We start from the raw sequence: 21,093 nt of genomic DNA, 5'->3' as shown, positions 1-21,093 counted from the left end.
AAAAGAGACGGAAGAAGCGGGGCCTCTTCCGTCTCATTAGCGTCATTTCTGCATCAACGGCCGTATGGTCAGTCGAGCGCCTTGTCGTTCGGGTTCGCGTACAGCTTCTTCATCGAATCGGACAGCGGGAAGTTCAGGTTCAGCCCCTTCGGCGGGATCGGGTTCTCGAACCATTTCGCGTAGATCTTCGCGGCTTCGCCCGACTTCTCGACTTGCGAGATCGCGTCGTCGACGACCTTCTTGAACTCCGTATCGCCCTTGCGCATCATGCAGCCGTACGCTTCTTCCGATTGCGGCGTGCCGACGATCACCCACTCGCCCGGCTGCTTCGCCTTCGCGCGCTCGCCCGCGAGCAGCGCGTCGTCCATCATGAACGCGACCGCGCGGCCCGATTCCAGCGTATTGAACGAATCGCCGTGATCCTTCGCGCTGATGATGTTCATGCCGAGCTGCTTGTCGTTGTTCATCTTGCGCAGCAGGCGCTCCGACGTCGTGCCGGCGGTGGTCACGACCGTCTTGCCCTTCAGGTCGGCGAAATCCTTGACGCCCGAATCCTTCTTCGTCATCAGGCGCGTGCCGATCACGAAGATCGTGTCGGAGAACGAGGCCTGCTGCTGGCGTTCCGCGTTGTTGGTCGTCGAGCCGCACTCGATGTCGACCGTGCCGTTTTGCACGAGCGGGATGCGGTTCTGCGACGTGACCGGAATGTTCTTCACCTGCAGGTTCGGCAGGTTCAGCTTCTTCTTCACCGCGTCGACCACCTTCAGCTGGAATTCGCGCGAATAGCCGACCACCTGCTGGTTCTGGTCGTAGTAGGAGAACGGAATCGACGATTCGCGGTGCCCCAGCGCGATCACGCCCGTGTCCTTGATCTTCTTCAGCGTGCCCGTCTCCTGAGCATGCGCGCCATTTGCGAACGCGCAAAGCGCCGCGAACATCAGGACTGCCTTTTGGTATTTCATTTTGGTCATCTCCTTGGCTAAAACCCGCGCCAGTGTATCAAAGTAATATTTTTGAAAGTACTGGTTGTTTACCGCACTACGAATCGCGCTGCGCGAAGCCTTCCTCCCGGCTTCGGGCGCCCCTTCCAGCGCCTGAATGCGCGCGCGGGCGATGCCGGATTCGGCACCGCCCGCGAGGGTTCATGCACGCAACCGGATGGATTGCGTCATGGATTGATCGTAGTCAACCGATCTGAAATCGGCAACCGCCGATCAGGGGTAGAGGCCACGCATTTCGCGCGCCATCAGGATGCGCTTGCACGCAACGATGAACGCTGCGGTACGCACCGACACCTTGTGCTCTTCCGCGACCGCCCACACGCCGGAGAACGCTTCGCGCATCACGCGTTCGAGACGGTGGTTGATCTCGTCTTCCGTCCAGAAGAAGCTCGAGAAATCCTGCACCCATTCGAAGTACGACACGGTCACGCCACCCGCGTTCGCGATTACGTCCGGGATCACCAGCACGCCGTTCGCGGTCAGGATGTCGTCCGCCGCCGTCGTCGTCGGGCCGTTCGCGCCTTCGACGATGATCTTCGTGCGGATCTTCCCTGCGTTCTTCTCGGTGATCTGGTTTTCCAGTGCCGCCGGGATCAGGATGTCGGTTTCGACGGTCCAGAACTCGTCATTCGGCATCGGTTCCGCGCCTTCGAAGCCCGCGACGCCGCCCGTGTGTGCGACGTGGTCGAGCAGCTTGTTCGAATCCAGACCGGCCGGCTGGTAGATCGTGCCCGTGTGATCCTGCACCGCGATCACCTTTGCACCCGCTTCCTGGAACAGCTTCGCCGCGATGCCGCCGACGTTGCCGAAGCCCTGCACCGCGATGCGTGCGCCTTCGATTTCCAGGCCCTTCTTCTTCGCCGCTTCGCTGCCGACGACGAACACGCCGCGGCCCGTTGCTTCCTTGCGGCCGAGCGAACCGCCGAGCGCGATCGGCTTGCCGGTCACGACGCCGGTCGACGTCTGGCCCTGGTTCATCGAGTACGTGTCCATCATCCACGCCATCACCTGTTCGTTGGTGTTGACGTCCGGCGCCGGAATGTCGGTGTTCGGGCCGATGATGATGCCGATTTCGCTGGTGTAGCGGCGCGTCACGCGCTCGAGCTCACCACGCGACAGCTTGCGCGGGTCGACGCGGATACCGCCCTTCGCGCCGCCGTACGGCACGTTCACGGCCGCGTTCTTGACCGACATCCATGCGGACAGTGCCATCACTTCCGACAGCGTCACGTCCTGGTGGTAACGCACGCCGCCCTTGCCCGGGCCGCGCGACACGTTGTGCTGCACGCGATAGCCTTCGAAGTGCGCGACGGTACCGTTGTCGAGCTCGATCGGGCAGTCGACGATCAGGATGCGCTTCGGGCGCTTCAGCGTTTCGAGCCAGCGCGACAGCGAGCCGAGGTACGGCGCGACGCGATCGACTTGCTGAAGGTAGTTGCCCCACGGGCCGAGATCGTCGGCGTGCAGGTAGGACGGGATGGACTGCAATTGCGAAGACATGGAAGCTCCAACGGTCAACAGGTGCGCACATTGTCGAAAAACCCGTTTTTTTTATCCAATGCCGTTTGCTTATTCGATTATGCGTTTCTTGCATGATCGCGATTTTTCGCAAATCCGCGGTCGATTTGCGCAAGAACGCACGCGATCGACCGTGCATCGCGTGCGTGAAAAATCGTATTTCCTGGATGAGGGAAGGCCGCCGGACAGCCGCCCGACAGGCATCGCAAGCTCGGCGACAGCAGGCCGGCCCGCCTGCGCGACGGTTAACCGCCCACGGTTAACCCGCGGTTTCGCGCAGCTCGTCGCGCACGACGTCCCACAGCGCACGCACGAGCTTCTGGCGGGGATCGTCGCCCTGCAGCGCGAGCTTGTCGCAGTACAGCCGGATCTCCATCGTCAGCGTGAACGGGTGCGCGCCGCCGCGCACCGACCGGTCGAGCCGGATCAAACGCCCGCCCGCGACCGCATCCTCGACCGCGCTGTGCGGCAGGAACGCGATGCCGTGGCCCGCGAGCGCCATCGCCTTCAGCCCTTCCGCCATGTCGGTCTCGTAGACGCGATCGAGGAACAGCGGTGTCGTCGCATTCGCGACGATGACTTCCGTCATCCGGCCGAGATACGCGTTCGGCGTATATGACAGGTACGGCACGCGCGCGTCGGCCGTGCCGGGCAGCGTATAGCGCGGCCGCCCCGCGCGGCCCGGCGCCGAGAACGGGCTGATCGGCTCGCTGCCGAGGATCAGCATGTCGTAGCGCGCCGGGTCGAGCGCGACCGGATGGCTCGGGTGGTGGTAGCCCATCACGAGATCGCAGCCGCCCTCGACGAGCGACAGCACCGCGTCGTGCACGTTCAGCGCGCGCAGCCGCGTGTGGACCTGGCCCATCTTCGCCTCGATCCGCTGCAGCCAGCGCGGGAAATACGTGAGCGACAGCGTGTGCGGCACCGCAAACTCGATCGTCGGCACCGGCGCGCCGACGTGGCCGCGCAGCAGCGTGCGCGCCTCGTGCGCCTGCGACAGCATCGTCAGCGCCTGTTCGTAGAAGATCTGCCCGGCCTGCGTCAGCCGCGTCGGATAGACCGAACGATCGATCAGTTCGGTCGCGAGCCATGCCTCGAGCGCCTGGATGCGCCGCGAAAACGCCGGCTGCGACACGTGCCGCAGCTCGGCGGACCGGCTAAAGCTGCGCGTTTCCGCGAGCGAGACGAAGTCTTCGAGCCATTTCAGTTCCATGCAGGCGGGCGCGGCGGGCGGCGGTCGGGAAGAAGCCTGCATTCTACCGGCGGGCGGGGCCGGCCGGCGGTGTGGCGAGCGGCCCGGCGCCCCGCCGCGAACCGGCGCCGGCGCGGTATCCGCACGCGGCAGCGCCCGCCGGCCGCACGCGACCGGGATCGTCCCGCGCCGATGGTAAAATGCCGGATTCTCCTCCCCTCGCTCGACCCGGCCCCAAAGCCCGCCCGATCATGTCCGACACTCGTCCCGATACGCTTTTCGCCCTCACCGCGCTTTCACCCATCGACGGCCGCTACGCCAGCAAGACCGAAGCGCTGCGCGACTGGCTCTCCGAAGCCGCCTTCATGCGCCACCGCGTCACCGTCGAGGTGCACTGGCTGATCGCGCTGTCGCGCGCCGGCTTCGCGGAAGTCCCGCGCTTCTCCGATGCGTCCGAACAGTTCCTGCTGCAGCTCGCCGAGCGCTTCACCGCGCACGACGCCGCCCGCATCAAGGACATCGAGCGCGTGACGAACCACGACGTGAAGGCCGTCGAATACTGGCTGAAGGAATCGGTGAAGGGCCAGGAAGAACTCGAAAAGGCCAGCGAATTCATCCACTTCGCGTGCACGTCGGAAGACATCAACAACACGTCGCACGGCATGATGCTCGCCGGCGCGCGCGAACACGTGATCCTGCCGGCGCTGCGCACGGTCTACCAGCGCCTCGTCGCACTCGCGCACGCGCACGCCGAGCAGCCGATGCTGTCGCGCACGCACGGCCAGCCGGCCAGCCCGACGACGCTCGGCAAGGAACTCGCGAACGTCGCGGCCCGCCTCGCCCGTGCGATCACGCGCATCGAGAAGGTCGAGATCCTCGGCAAGATGAACGGCGCGGTCGGCAACTTCAACGCGCATCTCTCCGCGTATCCGGAATTCGACTGGGAAGCGTTCTCGCGCGACGTGATCGAGAATCGCCTGAAGCTCACGTTCAACCCGTACACGATCCAGATCGAACCGCACGATTACATGGCCGAGCTGTTCGACGCCGTGGCGCGCGCGAACACGATCCTGCTCGACCTCGACCGCGACGTGTGGGGCTACATCTCGGTCGGCTACTTCAAGCAGAAGACGAAGGCCGGTGAAATCGGCTCGTCGACGATGCCGCACAAGGTCAACCCGATCGACTTCGAGAACTCGGAAGGCAACCTCGGCCTCGCGAACGCAACGCTGCGCCACCTCGCCGACAAGCTGCCGGTGTCACGCTGGCAGCGCGACCTGACCGACTCGACGGTGCTGCGCAACATGGGCGTCGCGCTCGGCTACTCGCTGCTCGCATACGACTCGCTGATCCGCGGCCTCGACAAGCTCGAAGTGAACCCGCAGCGCCTGAACGAAGACCTCGACAACTGCTGGGAAGTGCTCGCCGAGCCGGTGCAGACGGTGATGCGCCGCTACGGCATCGAGAACCCGTACGAGCAGCTGAAGGAACTGACGCGCGGCAAGGGCATCACGCGCGAAGCGCTGCAGGAATTCGTCGGCACGCTCGCGATCCCGCAAGAGGCGAAGGATCTCCTGCTCGCGATGACGCCGGCGTCGTACATCGGCAAGGCCGTCGAACTCGCGAAGCGGATCGCGTAAGCGCCCCCGTCTCCGCACGTAAAAAAGCCCGACGCGAGCAATCGCATCGGGCTTTTTTGTTGCCTGTCGCAGCCGGTCAGAACGAAATCATCCGCCCCGGATTGAGCGCGCTCATCACGCTCATCGCGGCCTTCGCGGCGGGAATCGCGATCGGCGACAAGTGGCGGCCGAGCGGAATCGCGCGATGGTCGATGCCGGTCAGCATCGAGAAATCGTCGTTACGGCCGACGAAATCGTCGCAGATCGCCTTGCCGATCCGCACCGTCTGCGCGACGCCGTGGCCGCTCCAGCCCTGCACCATGTACATCGGCACACGGCCGTCGGTCTTGCGGCTGTCGGTCGCGCCGTTCAGCGTGAAGTCGCTGACGCCGCTCCAGCAGTAGTCGAGCGCGAACCGGCCGTCGTGCTGCGGGAACACCGTGTTCAGCCGCGTCAGCAGGTACGCGTTCACGTCGGGCTGCGCCCAGCAGGTGCCGGTGCCCTGCCCGCCGAACAGCAGGCGGTTGCCGCGTACCGGCCGGTAATAGTCGATCTGGAACTGCGTGTCGTACACCGGCATGCCGGCCGGCATCAGCGTCGCGACGTCGACATCGAGCGGCGCCGTCACGCTCACGTAGGTAAAGAACGGCACCGTGGTCGCCGCGCCGTCGTCGAGCAGCCGGAACGTCGTGTTGTGCAGTGCGAGCACGACGCCCTTGCGCGCGGTGATCGTGCCGCCCGGCGTCGTCGCGACGACGCCGTCCGGCGTCTCGTCGAGCTCGAGCACCTCGGTGCCCTCGAACAGCGCGCCGCCGTTCAGCCGGAAGCCGTGCACGAGGCCGCGCACCAGCGCGAGCGGATGAATCTGCCCGCCGATCGCGTCGATCGCCGCGCCGTGGTACAGCCCCGAGCGCACGTAGTCGTCATGCAGCTGATGGCGGCCGACGAGCGTCACGCCCGCGTCGCCGAGATGGCGGCGCGCATCCGCGCCGTCCAGCAGCGCGCTCATGTGGCCCGGGTGGACCGCCGCCGTAATGTGCCCGCGCTTGCGATCGAGCGCCAGCGCGTAACGTGCGCCGATCGCATCGATCAGGTCCATCGATTCGGCCGACGCGAAGCGCCACAGCCGCTTCGCGTCGTCGTGCGACAGGTAGTCGATCATGTCGGCGGCTTCCCAGCGCGCGAGGCCGGGCGTGAGCTGCCCGCCGTTGCGGCCCGATGCGGCCGAGCCGACGTGGTGCTTGTCGACGAGGATCGTGTCGACACCCGCTTCCGCGAGATGCAGCGCGGCCGATGCGCCGAGCAGGCCCGCGCCGATCACGAGCACGTCGCAGACGGCATCGTGCGCGAGCGGCGCGCTGTTCGCATGGCGGGACAGCGACGCCTCGTACCAGTTCGCCGGACGCTCGCCGTCGTAGCGGGCCGGGTCGCACCAGTTCCAGTTGTCTTTTTCGATGTTCAGTTGCGTTTGTTCGAAACGCGATTCGCCCTGGATCAGGGGTTGGTTATTGGACGTCATGATTGCACTTGCATGGTCTTGGGCCGCCTGTCGAAGGGCCTCGTTGCTTCGAGGCTTCGCGGGTGGGGCAGCCGGTTCCACATGGGTGTCAACGAGAAAAGGGGCGTGATGGCCCGTGTTGACGGCAGGCACGCTCGTGCCGCCTGGATCCCGGACTGTGCGAAAGCACGTATTGAAAGGTGCCGGGACACCCAATTTCTACACCGCAGAAATAATTCTACAGTGTAGAATAAGCTTTCGTCAAGTTTACAGCCGGTGCCGCACCGGCACGCCAGCCCGCATCGATGAAAGACAAACCCGCCCAAGGCCCGCGCGGCCTCGACAAGGATGCGATCGTCGCGGCCGCACTCGCGCTGCTCGAAGACGTCGGCGAAGCCGCGTTCAGCGTGCGCAAGCTCGCGCAGTCGGTCGGCTGCGACCCGATGAGCGTGCTGTACCACTTCAAGTCGAAGGAAGGCCTGAGCCGCGCGATCGCGAACGCGCTGTCGCGCTCGCTCGTGCCGGTCGATCCATCACTGCCGTGGCGCGAACGGCTGCGCGACCTCGCACGCCAGTACCGCGCGCTCGCGCTGCGCTACCCGGCCGCGTTCGCGCTGCTGCAGCGGCACATGAGTACCGGGCCGGCCGATCTCGCGCACATCGAGGCCGTGCATCGCGCGCTGGCCGACGCCGGCATCCCGCGCGCGGCGCTGCCGTCGGTGTGCGTCGGCTGGTATGCGAGCGTGATCGGCCTTGCCGCCGCCGAAGCCGGCGGCCTCACGCGCGCCGCGAACGACGTCGAGCTCGCGGAAATGGAAGCGCTGTCCGACGCCGCGCATCCGCTCGTCAAGGCGGCCGCCCCGCTCTACGCGCAGCTCGATCCGGCGGCCGTGCACGACACGATGCTCGACGTACTGCTCGACGGCATCGCGAAGCAGGCGCCCGAGGCCTGACCGGCCCGCGACGACGAGCCGCCAACGAAAAAGGCGCCCGAAGGCGCCTTTTCCATGACGATTGCCGCGAACCGCGCTCAGTGCTGCTGCGCGATGCCGAGCTTCAGCATGACCTGATCGACGATCTGTTCGGGCGTCAGCTCGATGCTGACCTCGATCGCTTCGTCCGGGCCCGGCTCCTCGAGCGTGTCGAGCTGGCTCTTCAGCAGCGACGGATCGAAGAAATGGCCGGTGCGGCTCTTCAGGCGCTCGTGCAACACCTCGAACGAACCCTTCAGATACACGAACCGCACGTCGGTGTCGGTGCCGCGCAGCACGTCGCGGTACGAGCGCTTCAGCGACGAGCATGTGAACACGGCCGTCTCACCGGCACGCTGCTTTTCCTCGATGGCCGCGCGGATCGTGCGCAACCACGGCCAGCGGTCGTCGTCGGTCAGCGGAATGCCGTGGTGCATCTTTTCCTTGTTCGCCGCGCTGTGAAACGCGTCGCCATCGGTATAGCTGCACGACAGGCGTTCCGCCAGCATTTCGCCAATCAGCGACTTGCCGGCGCCCGACACGCCCATTGCGATCAGAATCATTGACTACCCCTTGTTACAGAACCATGCTCAGCAGCAGTGTAAAGCCGAGGCCGAGCACCGAGATGATCGTTTCGAGCAACGACCAGGTCTTGAACGTCTGACCGACCGTCATCCCGAAATATTCCTTGATCAGCCAGAAACCGCCGTCGTTCACGTGCGAGAAGATCAGCGAGCCCGAGCCGGTGGCGAGCACCAGCAGCTCCGGGCTGACCGCCGCGCCGGACGCCGCCGCGATCGGCGCGACGATGCCGCAGGCCGTCGTCATCGCGACCGTCGCCGAACCCGTCGCGAGACGCATCAGCGCGGCGACGAACCAGCCGAGCAGCAGCGGCGACAGGTGCGCGTGCTTCGCGGTCTCGACGATCTGCTGCGAAATCCCGCTGTCGCGCAGGACACCGCCGAAGCCGCCGCCCGCGCCGACGATCAGCGTGATGCCGGCGATCGGTGCCAGGCACTCGCTGCAGAACTTCTGGATCTGGTCGCGGTTGAAGCCCTGCAGCTTGCCGAACGTGAAGAAGCTCACGAGCACGGCGATCAGCAGCGCGACGTCCGAGTTGCCGGCGAAGCGCAGCAGGTTGTTCGGCAGCGACTTCGGCGTGAACACCAAGTCGGCCCAGCTGCCGACCAGCATCAGCACGACGGGCAGCAGGATCGTGAACAGCGTGATGCCGAAGCTCGGCAGTTCACGCTTGCGGCCATCCGTGTGCGACTCGACGAACTGCGCGGCGAGCGGGTTGTTCTCCGGCAGCTTCACGAACTTCGAGATCGTCAGCGCGAACAGCGGGCCCGCGATGATCGCGGTCGGCACGCCGACGATCAGGCCGAACGCGATCGTCTTGCCGATATCGGCGCCGTATTGCTGAACGGCCAACAGCGCAGCCGGGTGCGGCGGGATCAGGCCGTGCACGACGGACAGGCCGGCCACCATCGGCAGGCCGACGACGAGCAGCGACTTGCCGGTGCGCTTCGCGACGTTGAACGCGATCGGGATCAGCAGCACGAAGCCGACTTCGAAGAACACCGGCAGGCCGACGATGATCGCGACGAACATCATCGCCCAGTGGATGTTCTTTTCACCGAACCAGTCGATCAGCGTGGTCGCGATCCGTTCGGCGCCGCCCGATTCGGCCATCATCTTGCCGAGCATCGTGCCGAGGCCGACGACGATCGCGATGTGGCCGAGCGTACCGCCGGTGCCCGTCTCGAACGACTTGACGATCTTGTCCATCGGCATGCCGACGACCAGGCCGAGGCCGAGCGACACGATGATCAGCACCAGGAACGGGTAGATCTTGTAGCGCGCGATCATCAGGATCAGCGCGGCAATCGCGATCAGCGTGAATACGAGCAGCATGCTGCCTTGGACAGCCCCCATGTGGCACTCCTCCTAGAATTGTTCGAACCGGGCGAGTTGTTGCGAGTATGCCCGGCTATGCAGGTCTCCGAAACACGGGGGGTACCCACCCCGTCAGGACGCTGAATTTTACTTATCTTTACGGTCCGCGGATAGAACCGGTTCCATCAGCAAAAACCCTCGGCAAAACAAGCACTAACGCTTGCTTTCCGAGGGCCAAACCGTCATCTGGTACAAGGCTTAGCGGGGCAGTTGGCTCGCGGCTTGCGCGAGGCGCGTGACTTCGGCCCAGTCCTGCGCGGCGAGCGCGGCTTTCGGCGTGAGCCACGAGCCGCCGACGCACACGACGTTCGGCAGTTTCAGGAAATTGGGCGCGGTGTCGACGGTGATGCCGCCGGTCGGGCAGAACTTCAGCGCCGGGAACGGGCCGTGGAACGCCTGCAGCATCGGCACGCCGCCCGCTTGCTGCGCGGGGAAGAACTTCACGATCTCGTAGCCGAATTCGAGCGCCTGGATGATGTCGCTCGGCGTCATCACGCCCGGCAGCAGCGGCAGGCCCGCGTCGAGCGACGCGAGGTGCAGCTCCTTCGTCAGGCCCGGCGACACGCCGAACTTCGCGCCCGCGCGCTTCGCCTGCTCGCAATGCTCGGGCTTCGTGATCGTGCCGACGCCGACGACGATGTCGTCCGCGAGCTGGCTGGCGCGCTGGATCGCTTCCAGGCCGGCCGGCGTGCGCAGCGTGATCTCGAGCACCTTCACGCCGCCTGCGTGCAGTGCACGCGACACGTGTTCACCCTGCTCGACCGAGTCGAATGCGAGCACCGGGATGACCGGGCCCAGCTTCACGATTTCAGCAATCGTCTTCATTGAATTGGCTCCTTGAAATTCATGCGGCGACGTGGGCGGCCGTTTCGCCGACCAGCGCGCCGAAAACCGATGCGCCCTGCTCGGCCGGCGCGGCGGCCGCGCGGAACACGCCGAACAGTTCACGCCCGAAACCGACCTCGTTCTCGGCCTGGTGCAGCGGCTGCGCGACCGGGCGCGCCTGCCACTCGGCGGCGTCGACCTCGATGTCGAGCACACCGGCTTCCGCGTCGATCACGAGCGTATCGCCCGTCTTCACCTTGCCGAGCGGGCCGGCCAGCAGCGCTTCCGGCGACACGTGGATCACGGCCGGCACCTTGCCCGACGCGCCCGACATGCGGCCGTCGGTGACCAGCGCAACGTGGAAGCCCTGATCCTGCAGCACGCCGAGCAGCGGCGTCAAACGGTGCAGTTCGGGCATCCCGTTCGCGCGCGCGCCCTGGAAGCGCACCACCGCGACGAAATCGCGCTTCAGCTCGCCGCGATCGAATGCTTCCTGCACGGCTTCCTGCGAATCGAACACGATCGCGGGCGCCGTCACCTTGCGGTGCTCGGGCGCGACCGCCGAAATCTTGATCACGCCGCGGCCGAGGCGGCCCTGCATCAGGCGCAGGCCACCGTCCGGCTGGAACGGGTCGCGGATACCGCGCAGCACCTTCGTGTCGTGGCTCTCGGCCGCGCCGTCGACCCACGTGAGCTTGCCGTCGATCAGCTTCGGCTCCTTCGTGTAGTGCGCGAGACCCTTGCCGGCGACCGTCGTCACGTCCTCGTGCAGCAGCCCGCCTTCGAGCAGGTTGCGTACCAGGAAGGCCACGCCGCCCGCCGCGTGGAAATGGTTCACGTCTGCCTTGCCGTTCGGGTAGATCTTCGCGAGCAGCGGCACGACGGCCGACAGTTCGTCGAAATCGTTCCAGTCGATCAGGATGCCGGCCGCGCGCGCGATCGCGACGAGGTGCAGCGTGTGGTTGGTCGAGCCGCCCGTCGCGAGCAGCGCGACGATCCCGTTGACGATCGCCTTCTCGTCGATCACGTGGCCGATCGGCGTGTAGTGGCCGCGCTCGACGGTCAGGTCGAGCACGCGGCGCGCAGCCTCGGCCGTCAGCGCGGTGCGCAGCGGGGTGTGCGGGTGGACGAATGCCGAACCCGGCAGGTGCAGCCCCATCAACTCCATCAGCATCTGGTTGCTGTTCGCGGTGCCGTAGAACGTGCAGGTGCCGTGGCCGTGATACGCGGCCGATTCGGCTTCGAGCAGCGCGTCGCGGCCGACCTGGCCGGTCGCGAACTGCTGGCGGATCTTCGCCTTGTCGTCGTTCGACAGGCCGCTCGTCATCGGGCCGGCCGGCACGAAGATCGTCGGCAGGTGGCCGAACTGCAGCGCGCCGATCAAGAGGCCCGGCACGATCTTGTCGCAGATGCCGAGGCAGAGCGCCGCGTCGAACATGTTGTGCGTGAGCGCGATCGCCGTGCCCATCGCGATCGCCTCGCGCGAGAACAGCGACAGCTCCATCCCCGGGTTGCCCTGCGTGACGCCGTCGCACATCGCCGGCACGCCGCCCGCGAACTGCGCGACACCGCCGTTCTCGCGCGCGGCCGCCTTGATGATCTCGGGGAAATCCTTGTACGGCGCATGCGCGGACAGCATCTCGTTGTACGAGGACACGATGCCGATGTTCGGCTCGCGGATCGCCTTGATCGAGAACTTGTCGTTACCTTCGAGGCCGGCGAAGCCGTGCGCGAGGTTCGCGCACGACAGCGCGCCGCGTGCCGGGAACTTGCCCTGCGCGCCGTCGATGCGCTGCAGATAGGCGAAACGGGTCGATTGGCTGCGGGCGATCACGCGTTCGGTGACCTTCGCCAGAGTGGGGTGCAGCGACGTCATGCTGGGCGCTCCTGTATGCCGGCCGACACCGGCGGTTGGAATCGTGGGGACGGTCGAGCTTCGTCGAACGAACGAAAGCAGTCTAGTAGAAAAACTACACGCATGCAATGCGGATCAGCATGCTCGCAACCCTCATTCCCGCCACCAGCAAGGCTTTACCTAGTGAAAACCCTAATGATCAACCCTACCCACCTCATGAATCACCGACGATTGAGCTAGTATTTTCATGTAGATTTTCTACAATTCGATTGCGATACACTCGCTCATCCGAACCCGATTTCTGCCTGCCGCCCCATGCTGCCCCGCATTGAAGCGATCCGCACCGAGTTGCGCCCGTCCGAGCGCAAGCTCGCCGACTACATCCTTGCCGCGCCGCGCGAGGTGCTCGACCTCGCGATGACCGAGCTGTCGACGCGCGCGGGCGTCAGCCAGCCGACGATCGCCCGCTTCTGCCAGGCGCTCGGCTGCAGCGGCTTCCGCGAATTCAAGATTCGGCTCGCGCAGAGCGTCGCGCCGGGCGTGTCGTCGGTCTATCGCGACGTCGAGCCCGACGAACCGGCGCCCGGCATCATCGGCAAGGTGTTCGACCGCACGATCGGCGCACTGATCGAGGTGCGCAACAGCCTGTCCGCCGGCAGCGTCGCCGAGGCGATCGCGCTGCTGTCGAACGCATCGCGGATCGAGTTCTACGGCGCCGGCGGCTCGGGCATCGCCGCACAAGACATCCAGCACAAGTTCTTCCGGCTCGGCGTGCCGAGCGTCGCGTATTCGGATCCGCACACGTTCTCGATGTCGTCGGCGCTGCTCGGCCCGCACGACGTCGTCGTCGCGATCTCGAACACCGGCCGCACGCGCGACATCGTCGACGCGGCGCGCTCCGCGCTCGCGTGCGGTGCGAAGGTCGTCGCGATCACGCAGAGCCATTCGCCGCTCGCGAAGCTCGCGACAGTGAGTCTCGCGTCGAACGTGGCGGAGGAAACGGACGTGTTCTCACCGATGACGTCGCGGATGTCGCATCTCGCGATCGGCGACATCCTCGCGGTCGGCGTCGCGCTGTCACGCGGCCCCGCGCTGATGGAACGGGTCGGCCGTGCGAAGGAGGCGATCACGCGCCGCCGCATCGACGACGGCACGAAGGATTGAGCAGACGCCCGCACCAACCACGGGCGCGTAAACGACAAACGGCGCCCCGCGGGGCGCCGTTGCACATCAGGCGGCGCCGGCTACTGCGCCGGCAATGCCGCTCAGAACGGCTTGATCACGACCAGCGCGACCGCCGCGAGCATGCCGAGCACCGGCAACTCGTTGAACACGCGATACCACTTGTCGGTGCGGCGGTTCTCGCCACGCTCGAACACCCGCAGCAGGTGCCCGCAATACGCGTGATAGACGATGAGCAGCAGCACGACCGTCACCTTCGCGTGAATCCAGCCCTGCCCCTGCCCGATGCCGATCGACAGCCAGAGCCACAACCCGCAGGCCAGCGCCGGCACCGCGATCATCGTCATGAAGCGGAACAGCTTGCGTGCCATCAGCAGCAGGCGGCGCACGGCGGCCGGATCGGTTTCCATGGCCAGGTTCACGTAGATGCGCGGCAGGTAGAACAACCCTGCAAACCACGCGGCGATCAGAACGATATGGAACGTCTTGACCCAGAGCATCGCCATCGATTGTGTGCCTCGCTGTTTACTGGCGGCCTTCGCCGTGGCCGAGCACGACGTACTTCAGCGACGTCAGCCCTTCCAGGCCGACGGGGCCGCGTGCGTGCAGCTTGTCGTTCGAGATGCCGATTTCCGCGCCGAGGCCGAATTCGAAGCCGTCCGCGAAGCGCGTCGACGCGTTGACCATCACGCTCGCCGAATCGACTTCGCGCAGGAACCGCATCGCGCGGTCGTGATCCTCGGTGACGATCGCGTCCGTGTGGTGCGAGCCGTAATGGTTGATGTGCTCGATCGCTGCGTCGAGGCCGTCGACGACCTTGATCGCGAGCACCGGCGCGAGATACTCGGTGTGCCAGTCTTCCTCGGTTGCGTCGACGAGCGGGCCGACGCCCGCATCGGCGAGCACCGCGCGCGCGGCCGCATCGACGCGCAGTTCGACCTGCTTGTCGCGATACAGCTTGCCGAGCGGCGGCAGCAGCTTCGCCGCGATACCGCTCGACACGAGCAGCGTCTCCATCGTGTTGCAGGTGCCGTAGCGGTGCGTCTTCGCGTTGTCGCAGACGGTCAGCGCCTTCTCGAGATCGGCGCGATCGTCGACGTACACGTGGCAGATGCCGTCGAGGTGCTTGATCATCGGCACGCGCGCCTCGTTGATCAGGCGCTCGATCAGGCTCTTGCCGCCGCGCGGCACGATCACGTCGACGTATTCGGTCATCGTGATCAGCTTGCCGACCGCCGCGCGATCGGCCGTCGCGACGACCTGCACCGCGTCCTGCGGGAGGCCGGCCGCCTCGAGCCCTTCGCCGATTAGCTTCGCGAGCGCCGCGTTCGACTCGAGCGCCTCGGAGCCGCCGCGCAGGATCGTCGCGTTGCCCGACTTCAGGCACAGCGCGGCCGCGTCGATCGTCACGTTCGGGCGCGATTCGTAGATGATGCCGATCACGCCGAGCGGCACACGCATCTGGCCGACCTGAATGCCGCTCGGGCGGTACTTGAGGTTGCTGATCTCGCCGATCGGATCGGCCAGCGACGCCACCTGGCGCAAGCCTTCGACCATCGTCTTCAGCGCCTTGTCCGACAGCGTCAGGCGATCGACGAACGCCGCATCGAGCCCCTTTTCACGGGCACGGGCGACATCGCGGGCATTCGCGTCCTTCAGCACCTGCGCATCGCGTTCGATCGCGCGCGCCACGGCGTCGAGCGCCGCGTTCTTCGCCGCCGTGCTGGCGCGCGCCATCGCGCGGGAAGCGTGCCGGGCGCGACGGCCCAGGTCGGTCATGTACTGATCGATATCCATCGTGTGACTCGAGAAGCGCGCCGCGCTGGGCGGCATGAATTCGTGGGGAAGCGTGAGCGGCGGCGGCCGGGAGGCCGCGCCAGCCATCAAAACATTGTAAGCGGGTTGCGCAGCGCGCGCTGAAGGCCCGAACGGGACTTAGCGTCGCACGCGCCCCGCGGTCGGCGGTCGCTCGCCGCGGGCACCGGCCACCGTCATCGCGAGCTGGAACAGCCCGTCCCACGGATCGGGCGGCGGTTCGTCCTGCGTGCGGCGGCCCGGCGCGACGGCCGTGAGCCCCTTGACCTGACGGTCGAGCTTCGCGGCAAACGCGAGCGCCTTCTCGAGCGCGGCTTCGGACACGCGATTCAGCGCGGGGCCGATCAGCCGCTCGCGCGGCCCCCACACGCGGTTCTCGCGCAGCAGCGTCGCGAGCGGCTTGCCGGCCGTCGTGCCGCGCTTGATCCGCAGCAGCGTGCGCAATTCCTCGACGACGGCCCACATCACGAGCACGATCGCCTCGCCCTCGCCCTTCAGCCCGTCGATCATCCGCGCGAGCCGCGCGGCGTCGCCGGCGAGCATGGCTTCGTTCAGCTTGAAGACGTCGTAACGCGCGACGTTCAGCACCGCGTCGTGCACCTGCTCGAACGACAGCGCGCCCTGCGGATACAGCAGCCCGAGCTTCTGGATTTCCTGGTGTGCGGCGAGCAGGTTGCCTTCGACGCGCTCGGCGATGAACTGCAGCGCGCGCCGCCCGTCCTCGCCGGGCGCGGCGCGCTGGCCCTGCATCGCGAGGCGCTGTCCGATCCAGTTCGGCAGCTGCGCGCGGTCGACCGGATCGATCTTCAGCGCGACGCCGCCGTTCTGCAGCGCGGTAAACCACGCGGATTTCTGCGTTGCCGCGTCGAGACGCGGCAACGTGACGAGCATCAGCGCGTCGGGGTTCGGCGTGGCCGCGAGCGTCTTCAGCGCATCGGCGCCTTCCTTGCCGGGCTTGCCCGACGGAATGCGCAGCTCGATCAGCTGGCGCTCGCCGAACAGCGACATCGCCTGGGTCGCGCCGAGCAGCACGCTCCAGTCGAAGCCGCGCTCGACCGTATGCACCGAGCGCTCGGTGAAGCCGGCCGCGCGCGCGGCCGCACGAATGCGGTCGCACGCTTCCTGCGCGAGCAGCGGCTCGTCGCCGTAGACGGTATAGAGCCCGGCCAACCCCTTCGCGAGGTGCGGCTCCAGCGCATCAAGTCGCAATTGCATCGATACGTGCGCCGTCGATCAGAGCGGCGGCGGCGGCAACGGCGCGCGCGGTGCGACGCCCGGCACCACGTCTTCCGGCGCCGGCGTCAGCGAATGGACGATCGCGAGACGCCGCATCAGCTGGTCGACCGCATCGCTCTGCATGTCGGCGTACAGGAGGTCCGCTTCCTGCGCCTTCGCGTTCGTGTACTGATCGCTGTACGTCATCGCGCGGTTCAGCGCGATCGCGCTCGGCGGGATCAGCACGGTGCCGTCCTTGCTCGTCAACTGATAACGCAACGTATAGAAGAGCGCGTATTCCTGCGCCGAGCCGTACTTGTTGAGCGTCAGCGTGTTCTGGCCACGCGATTCCCACATGGTCAGCACGGCATCGGCGTCGTCCGCCGACTTGACGATCTTCGTGTCGCTGCCGGCCTCGACGAGGCGCACGAGACGCGCCTCGACCGGCGCCGGCGCGCCGGCGATCAGCAGGTGCTTGAACGCGTAGTCCTGCTGGCCGCGCAACTGGAAGCCGCATGCCGACAGCGCAACCGCGCTGCCGACAGCGAGCATCAAAAACGATCTGCGGATCACCTTCGCTCCTTCTGGGTACGTCCGATGGCCGGCGGCCGTCAGACGACGATGTTCACGAGGCGGCCCGGCACGACGACGATCTTCTTCGCCGGCTTGCCGTCGCTGAACTTCGCGAACGCGTCGTCGGCCACTGCCGCGGCTTCGATCGCCTCGCGGCTCGCGTCCTTCGCCACCTTCAGCGCGCCGCGCACCTTGCCGTTCACCTGCAGCACGAGTTCGATCTCGGCCTGCTCGAGCGCGGCCTCGTCGACCTTCGGCCACGGTGCGTCGAGCAGCGGGCCGAATTCGTCCGCGTAGCCCAGCGCCTTCCACAGCTCGAACGTGACGTGCGGCACGACCGGGTACAGCACGCGCAGCAGCACGCCGTACGTTTCGCGCAGCACGCCCGGCATCGCGCCCTTCGCGCCGTCGATCGCGTTCAGCATCTTCATCGCGGCCGACACGACCGTGTTGTACTGCAGGCGCTGGTAGTCGAAATCGGCCTGCTTCAGCACGCTGTAGATCTCGCGGCGCAGCGCCTTGTCGGCTTCGCCGAGCGCGGCCGCATCGAAGCCCGCGCGCGCGGCGAGCGCTTCGCGGTTCGTCGCGCCGAAGCTCCACACGCGGCGCAGGAAGCGGCTCGCGCCCTCGACGCCCGCACCCGACCACTCGAGCTGCTGCTCGGGCGGCGCGGCAAACATCGTGAACAGGCGCGCGGTATCGGCGCCGTACTGGTCGATCAACAGCTGCGGATCGACGCCGTTGTTCTTCGACTTCGACATCTTCTCGATGCCGCCGAGCACGACCGGCTGGCCGTCCGCATTCAGCGTCGCGCCGACCGGGCGGCCCTTGTCGTCGTGCGTGACCGTCACGTCGAGCGGGTTGTACCAGGTCTTCTTGCCCGATGCGTCCTCGCGGTAGTACGTCTCGTTCAGCACCATGCCCTGCGTGAGCAGGTTCTTCGCCGGCTCGCCGAACTTCACGAGGCCGAGGTCGCGCATCACCTTGGTCCAGAAGCGCGAATACAGCAGGTGCAGGATCGCGTGCTCGATGCCGCCGATGTACTGGTCCATCGGCATCCAGTAGTCGGTGCGCGCGTCGACCATCGTCTCGGCGTCCGGCGCCGTGTAGCGCGAGAAGTACCACGACGAATCGACGAAGGTGTCCATCGTGTCGGTTTCGCGCTTCGCGGCCGCGCCGCACTTCGGGCACGTGCAGTTCAGGAACGCTTCCGACTTCGCGAGCGGGTTGCCCGAGCCGTCCGGCACGAGGTCTTCCGGCAGCACGACGGGCAGATCCTGCTCGGGCACCGGCACGTCGCCGCACGACGGGCAGTGGATGATCGGGATCGGCGTGCCCCAGTAGCGCTGGCGCGACACGCCCCAGTCGCGCAGGCGCCACGTGACCTGCTTGTCGCCGAAGCCGCCGGCCTTCAGGTCGGCCGCGACCGCGTCGACGGCTTGCGCGTAGTGCAGGCCGTCGTACTTGCCGCTGTTCACGCAGACCGCGACTTCCTTGTCGCCGTACCACTCCTGCCATGCGTCGAGCGAGTACTGCTGGCCTTCGGCCGAGATCACCTGCTTGATCGGCAGGTCGTATTTCTTCGCGAACGCGAAATCGCGTTCGTCGTGGCCCGGCACGCCCATCACCGCGCCTTCGCCATAGCTCATCAGCACGTAGTTGCCGATCCACACCTCGACCGGCTCGCCGGTCAGCGGGTGCGCGACCGAGAAACCCGTCGCGACGCCCTTCTTCTCCATCGTCGCGACGTCGGCTTCGGCGACGCCGCCGCGCTTGCATTCGTCGATGAACGCCAGCAGTTCCGGCTTGTCCTGCGCGAGGCGCGTGGCGAGCGGATGCTCGGCCGCGATCGCGCAGAAGGTGACGCCCATGATCGTGTCCGCACGCGTCGTGAACACGCGCAGCAGCTTCTTCTCGCCGTCGAGTTCGTACGGGAAGCCGAAGTTCACGCCGAAGCTCTTGCCGATCCAGTTCTGCTGCATGATCTTCACGCGCTCGGGCCAGCCGAGGCCGTCGAGGTCGTTCAGCAGCTCATCCGCGTACTGCGTGATGCGCAGGTAGTACATCGGGATCTCGCGCTTCTCGACGAGCGCGCCCGACCGCCAGCCGCGGCCGTCGATCACCTGCTCGTTCGCGAGCACGGTCTGATCGACCGGGTCCCAGTTCACGGTGCCCGTCTTCTTGTACGCGATGCCCTTCTCGAGCATCTTCAGGAACAGCCACTGGTTCCATTTGTAGTAGTCGGGCTTGCACGTCGCGATTTCGCGCGACCAGTCGATCGCGAGGCCCATCGACTGCATCTGGCCCTTCATGTAGTCGATGTTGTCGTAGGTCCACTTCGCGGGCGGCACGCCGTTCGCCATCGCGGCGTTCTCGGCCGGCATCCCGAACGCGTCCCAGCCCATCGGCATCAGCGTGTTGTAGCCGTTCATCCGCAGATAGCGGTACATCACGTCGTTGATCGTGTAGTTGCGCACGTGACCCATGTGCAGCTTACCGGACGGGTACGGCAGCATCGACACGCAGTAGAACTTCGGCTTCTGCGAATCTTCCTTCGTCTTGTAGGCATCGGCTGCGCGCCAGTCGCCCTGGGCGGCGGCTTCGACGTCGGCGGGTACGTATCTCTCGTGCATGGTGTGGTTCGGACTAGGCTTTAAGCGACGCGACGGCGCGCGCGCAGGAGTGGATCGAAAATCGTGCTTGCCCGGCGGACCTGCAGGTTCGCTGTTGCCGGACCTGTTCGCGGTTTCCGGGCATTTTCCGGGTAACCCGCAGCATGCCCGGGTAGCCTGGAAAATTCCGGGTTACCTGAAAAAAGCCTGCCAACCGGGAAAAACGTTGATTATACCGCCCGCGCCGGCCCATTCGACCCGTCTTGCAGCGCGCGGCCCGATCCCGCGGCGGGGACGGGCCCGCTCAGCGGTTGGCCGGCACGGCAGGCGCCGCCGCTGAACCGCCCGCCTGCGGCGGCACGTCGGTCACGAAACCGATCCGCGTAAGGCCGGCGGCCTGCGCGGCCCCCATCACCTGCGCGATCACGTCGTAGCGGGTCGCACGCGACGCGCGCAGCCGCAATTCGGGCGGCGCGCCGCCCGCGGCGGCGGCCCGGAAGCGCGCGGGCAGCGCATCGAGCGCGACCGGTGAATCATCCCAATACAGCTTGCCCGCGTCGTCGATCGACAAGGTGACGGATTGCGGCGTGTCACGCGCGACGCTGGCCGCGACCTTCGGCAGGTCGAGCCGGATCGCGTGCGTCATCAGCGGCGCGGTGATGATGAAGATGACGAGCAGCACCAGCATCACGTCGATCAGCGGGGTCATGTTGATCTCCGCCATCGGCGCGGAGGTCTTGTGGTGCTCGAGTCCGCCGAATGCCATGGTCGCTCCTCCGGGGCCGGTTCACGCTTCCTGCGCGCACACGAACACGTGCAGGTCGCGCGCGAAGCCGTCGAGTTCCTCGGCGAGCTGCCGCACGAGGCGCCCGAGGATGTTGTAGGCCAGCACCGCCGGAATCGCGACGACGAGGCCGAACGCGGTCATGATCAGCGCCTCGCCGACCGGCCCCGCGACGTTCTCGATCTGCGCCTGCCCGCTCGCGGCGATGCTGCCGAGCGCGTGGTAGATACCCCACACGGTGCCGAGCAGCCCGACGAACGGCGCGGTGCTGCCGATCGACGCGAGCAGCACCTGGCCGAATTCGAGACGCCGCTGCGAGCGCAGCATCGCGTGCCGCAACGCGCGCAGCACGCGTTCGCTGCGCTCGACGCGCGCGGCCAGCGCGGCCGGGTCGTGGTCGTCGGCCGCATCGCGCGCGGCTTCGGCGAGCGGCACGAACACGCGCTCGCGATCGGCGCCGGCGAGCGCGGCGAT

At 66.6% G+C, this 21,093-nt stretch carries 18 protein-coding genes; 3 read left to right on the top strand and 15 right to left on the bottom strand.

All coding sequences use genetic code 11. From position 1 onward, the window contains the following. Window positions 1–68: 68 nt before the first annotated feature. From F3J15_RS19805 to F3J15_RS19795, 3 genes are all read right to left on the bottom strand, one after another. Complete coding sequence (locus F3J15_RS19805) at window positions 69–962, bottom strand: glutamate/aspartate ABC transporter substrate-binding protein (protein ID WP_166893558.1); 894 nt, start codon at window positions 960–962, stop codon at window positions 69–71. A 252-nt stretch (window positions 963–1,214) separates the two neighbouring features. Further along, window positions 1,215–2,501 carry a Glu/Leu/Phe/Val dehydrogenase gene (locus tag F3J15_RS19800; protein WP_069247133.1) on the bottom strand — a complete coding sequence of 429 codons (1,287 nt, stop codon included), beginning with the start codon at window positions 2,499–2,501 and terminating at the stop codon, window positions 1,215–1,217. 277 nt (window positions 2,502–2,778) lie between these two features. Next, window positions 2,779–3,732: a LysR substrate-binding domain-containing protein gene (locus F3J15_RS19795; RefSeq protein WP_046544936.1), complete on the bottom strand. Its 954-nt coding sequence runs from the start codon at window positions 3,730–3,732 to the stop codon at window positions 2,779–2,781. 230 nt (window positions 3,733–3,962) lie between these two features. On the opposite strand from F3J15_RS19795, the gene purB reads away from it, so the two are divergent. Beyond that, window positions 3,963–5,351, top strand: coding sequence for an adenylosuccinate lyase (purB, locus tag F3J15_RS19790; protein WP_089439230.1), 1,389 nt, complete (start codon window positions 3,963–3,965; stop codon window positions 5,349–5,351). A 76-nt stretch (window positions 5,352–5,427) separates the two neighbouring features. On the opposite strand, the gene F3J15_RS19785 is transcribed toward purB, so the two are convergent. Continuing rightward, window positions 5,428–6,849: an FAD-dependent oxidoreductase gene (locus F3J15_RS19785; RefSeq protein WP_166893556.1), complete on the bottom strand. Its 1,422-nt coding sequence runs from the start codon at window positions 6,847–6,849 to the stop codon at window positions 5,428–5,430. A gap of 284 nt (window positions 6,850–7,133) precedes the next feature. Here F3J15_RS19785 and F3J15_RS19780 point away from each other — a divergent pair, with 284 nt between their 5' ends. Next, on the top strand, window positions 7,134–7,781 hold the full coding sequence (locus F3J15_RS19780) for a TetR/AcrR family transcriptional regulator C-terminal domain-containing protein (protein ID WP_089444945.1): 648 nt from the start codon (window positions 7,134–7,136) through the stop codon (window positions 7,779–7,781). A 77-nt stretch (window positions 7,782–7,858) separates the two neighbouring features. Here F3J15_RS19780 and F3J15_RS19775 read toward each other — a convergent pair whose 3' ends face one another. The 4 genes from F3J15_RS19775 to edd all read right to left on the bottom strand — a co-directional run bounded on the left by F3J15_RS19775 (window position 7,859) and on the right by edd (window position 12,459). Then, window positions 7,859–8,362 carry a gluconokinase gene (locus tag F3J15_RS19775; RefSeq protein ID WP_069247129.1) on the bottom strand — a complete coding sequence of 168 codons (504 nt, stop codon included), beginning with the start codon at window positions 8,360–8,362 and terminating at the stop codon, window positions 7,859–7,861. A 13-nt stretch (window positions 8,363–8,375) separates the two neighbouring features. Beyond that, on the bottom strand, window positions 8,376–9,737 hold the full coding sequence (locus F3J15_RS19770; RefSeq protein ID WP_089444944.1) for a GntP family permease: 1,362 nt from the start codon (window positions 9,735–9,737) through the stop codon (window positions 8,376–8,378). A gap of 219 nt (window positions 9,738–9,956) precedes the next feature. Beyond that, entirely contained in the window at window positions 9,957–10,583 is a 627-nt protein-coding gene (gene eda / locus F3J15_RS19760; protein WP_069247127.1) for a bifunctional 4-hydroxy-2-oxoglutarate aldolase/2-dehydro-3-deoxy-phosphogluconate aldolase, read from the bottom strand. Between the two features lie 19 nt (window positions 10,584–10,602). After that, window positions 10,603–12,459 carry a phosphogluconate dehydratase gene (gene edd / locus F3J15_RS19755; protein ID WP_166893554.1) on the bottom strand — a complete coding sequence of 619 codons (1,857 nt, stop codon included), beginning with the start codon at window positions 12,457–12,459 and terminating at the stop codon, window positions 10,603–10,605. A 294-nt stretch (window positions 12,460–12,753) separates the two neighbouring features. Here edd and F3J15_RS19750 point away from each other — a divergent pair, with 294 nt between their 5' ends. Further along, window positions 12,754–13,602 carry a MurR/RpiR family transcriptional regulator gene (locus F3J15_RS19750; protein WP_031398862.1) on the top strand — a complete coding sequence of 283 codons (849 nt, stop codon included), beginning with the start codon at window positions 12,754–12,756 and terminating at the stop codon, window positions 13,600–13,602. Between the two features lie 101 nt (window positions 13,603–13,703). Here the strand turns inward: F3J15_RS19750 and F3J15_RS19745 are convergent, their stop codons facing one another. From F3J15_RS19745 to F3J15_RS19715, 7 genes are all read right to left on the bottom strand, one after another. Then, window positions 13,704–14,126: a CopD family protein gene (locus tag F3J15_RS19745; protein WP_011350935.1), complete on the bottom strand. Its 423-nt coding sequence runs from the start codon at window positions 14,124–14,126 to the stop codon at window positions 13,704–13,706. A 19-nt stretch (window positions 14,127–14,145) separates the two neighbouring features. Continuing rightward, window positions 14,146–15,417, bottom strand: coding sequence for a glutamate-5-semialdehyde dehydrogenase (locus F3J15_RS19740; protein ID WP_166893552.1), 1,272 nt, complete (start codon window positions 15,415–15,417; stop codon window positions 14,146–14,148). A 138-nt stretch (window positions 15,418–15,555) separates the two neighbouring features. Next, window positions 15,556–16,650: a DNA polymerase III subunit delta gene (holA, locus tag F3J15_RS19735; RefSeq protein ID WP_089444941.1), complete on the bottom strand. Its 1,095-nt coding sequence runs from the start codon at window positions 16,648–16,650 to the stop codon at window positions 15,556–15,558. Between the two features lie 18 nt (window positions 16,651–16,668). Beyond that, entirely contained in the window at window positions 16,669–17,223 is a 555-nt protein-coding gene (gene lptE, locus F3J15_RS19730; RefSeq protein WP_069247123.1) for an LPS assembly lipoprotein LptE, read from the bottom strand. Window positions 17,224–17,261: 38 nt separating this feature from the next. Next, window positions 17,262–19,856, bottom strand: a complete 2,595-nt coding sequence (leuS, locus tag F3J15_RS19725; RefSeq protein ID WP_166893550.1) for a leucine--tRNA ligase — start codon at window positions 19,854–19,856, stop codon at window positions 17,262–17,264. A gap of 283 nt (window positions 19,857–20,139) precedes the next feature. Continuing rightward, a complete protein-coding gene (locus F3J15_RS19720; protein WP_069247121.1) occupies window positions 20,140–20,601 on the bottom strand; it encodes a biopolymer transporter ExbD in 462 nt (153 codons plus the stop codon). Window positions 20,602–20,622: 21 nt separating this feature from the next. After that, a partial coding sequence (locus tag F3J15_RS19715; RefSeq protein WP_166893548.1) for a MotA/TolQ/ExbB proton channel family protein occupies window positions 20,623–21,093 on the bottom strand: 471 nt, incomplete at its 5' end.

The organism is Burkholderia sp. Ap-955 (assembly GCF_011753045.1).
Lineage (GTDB): Bacteria > Pseudomonadota > Gammaproteobacteria > Burkholderiales > Burkholderiaceae > Burkholderia > Burkholderia lata_D.
Note: the sequence above shows the minus strand (reverse complement) of the source record. Positions and strands in the feature narration are given on the sequence as shown.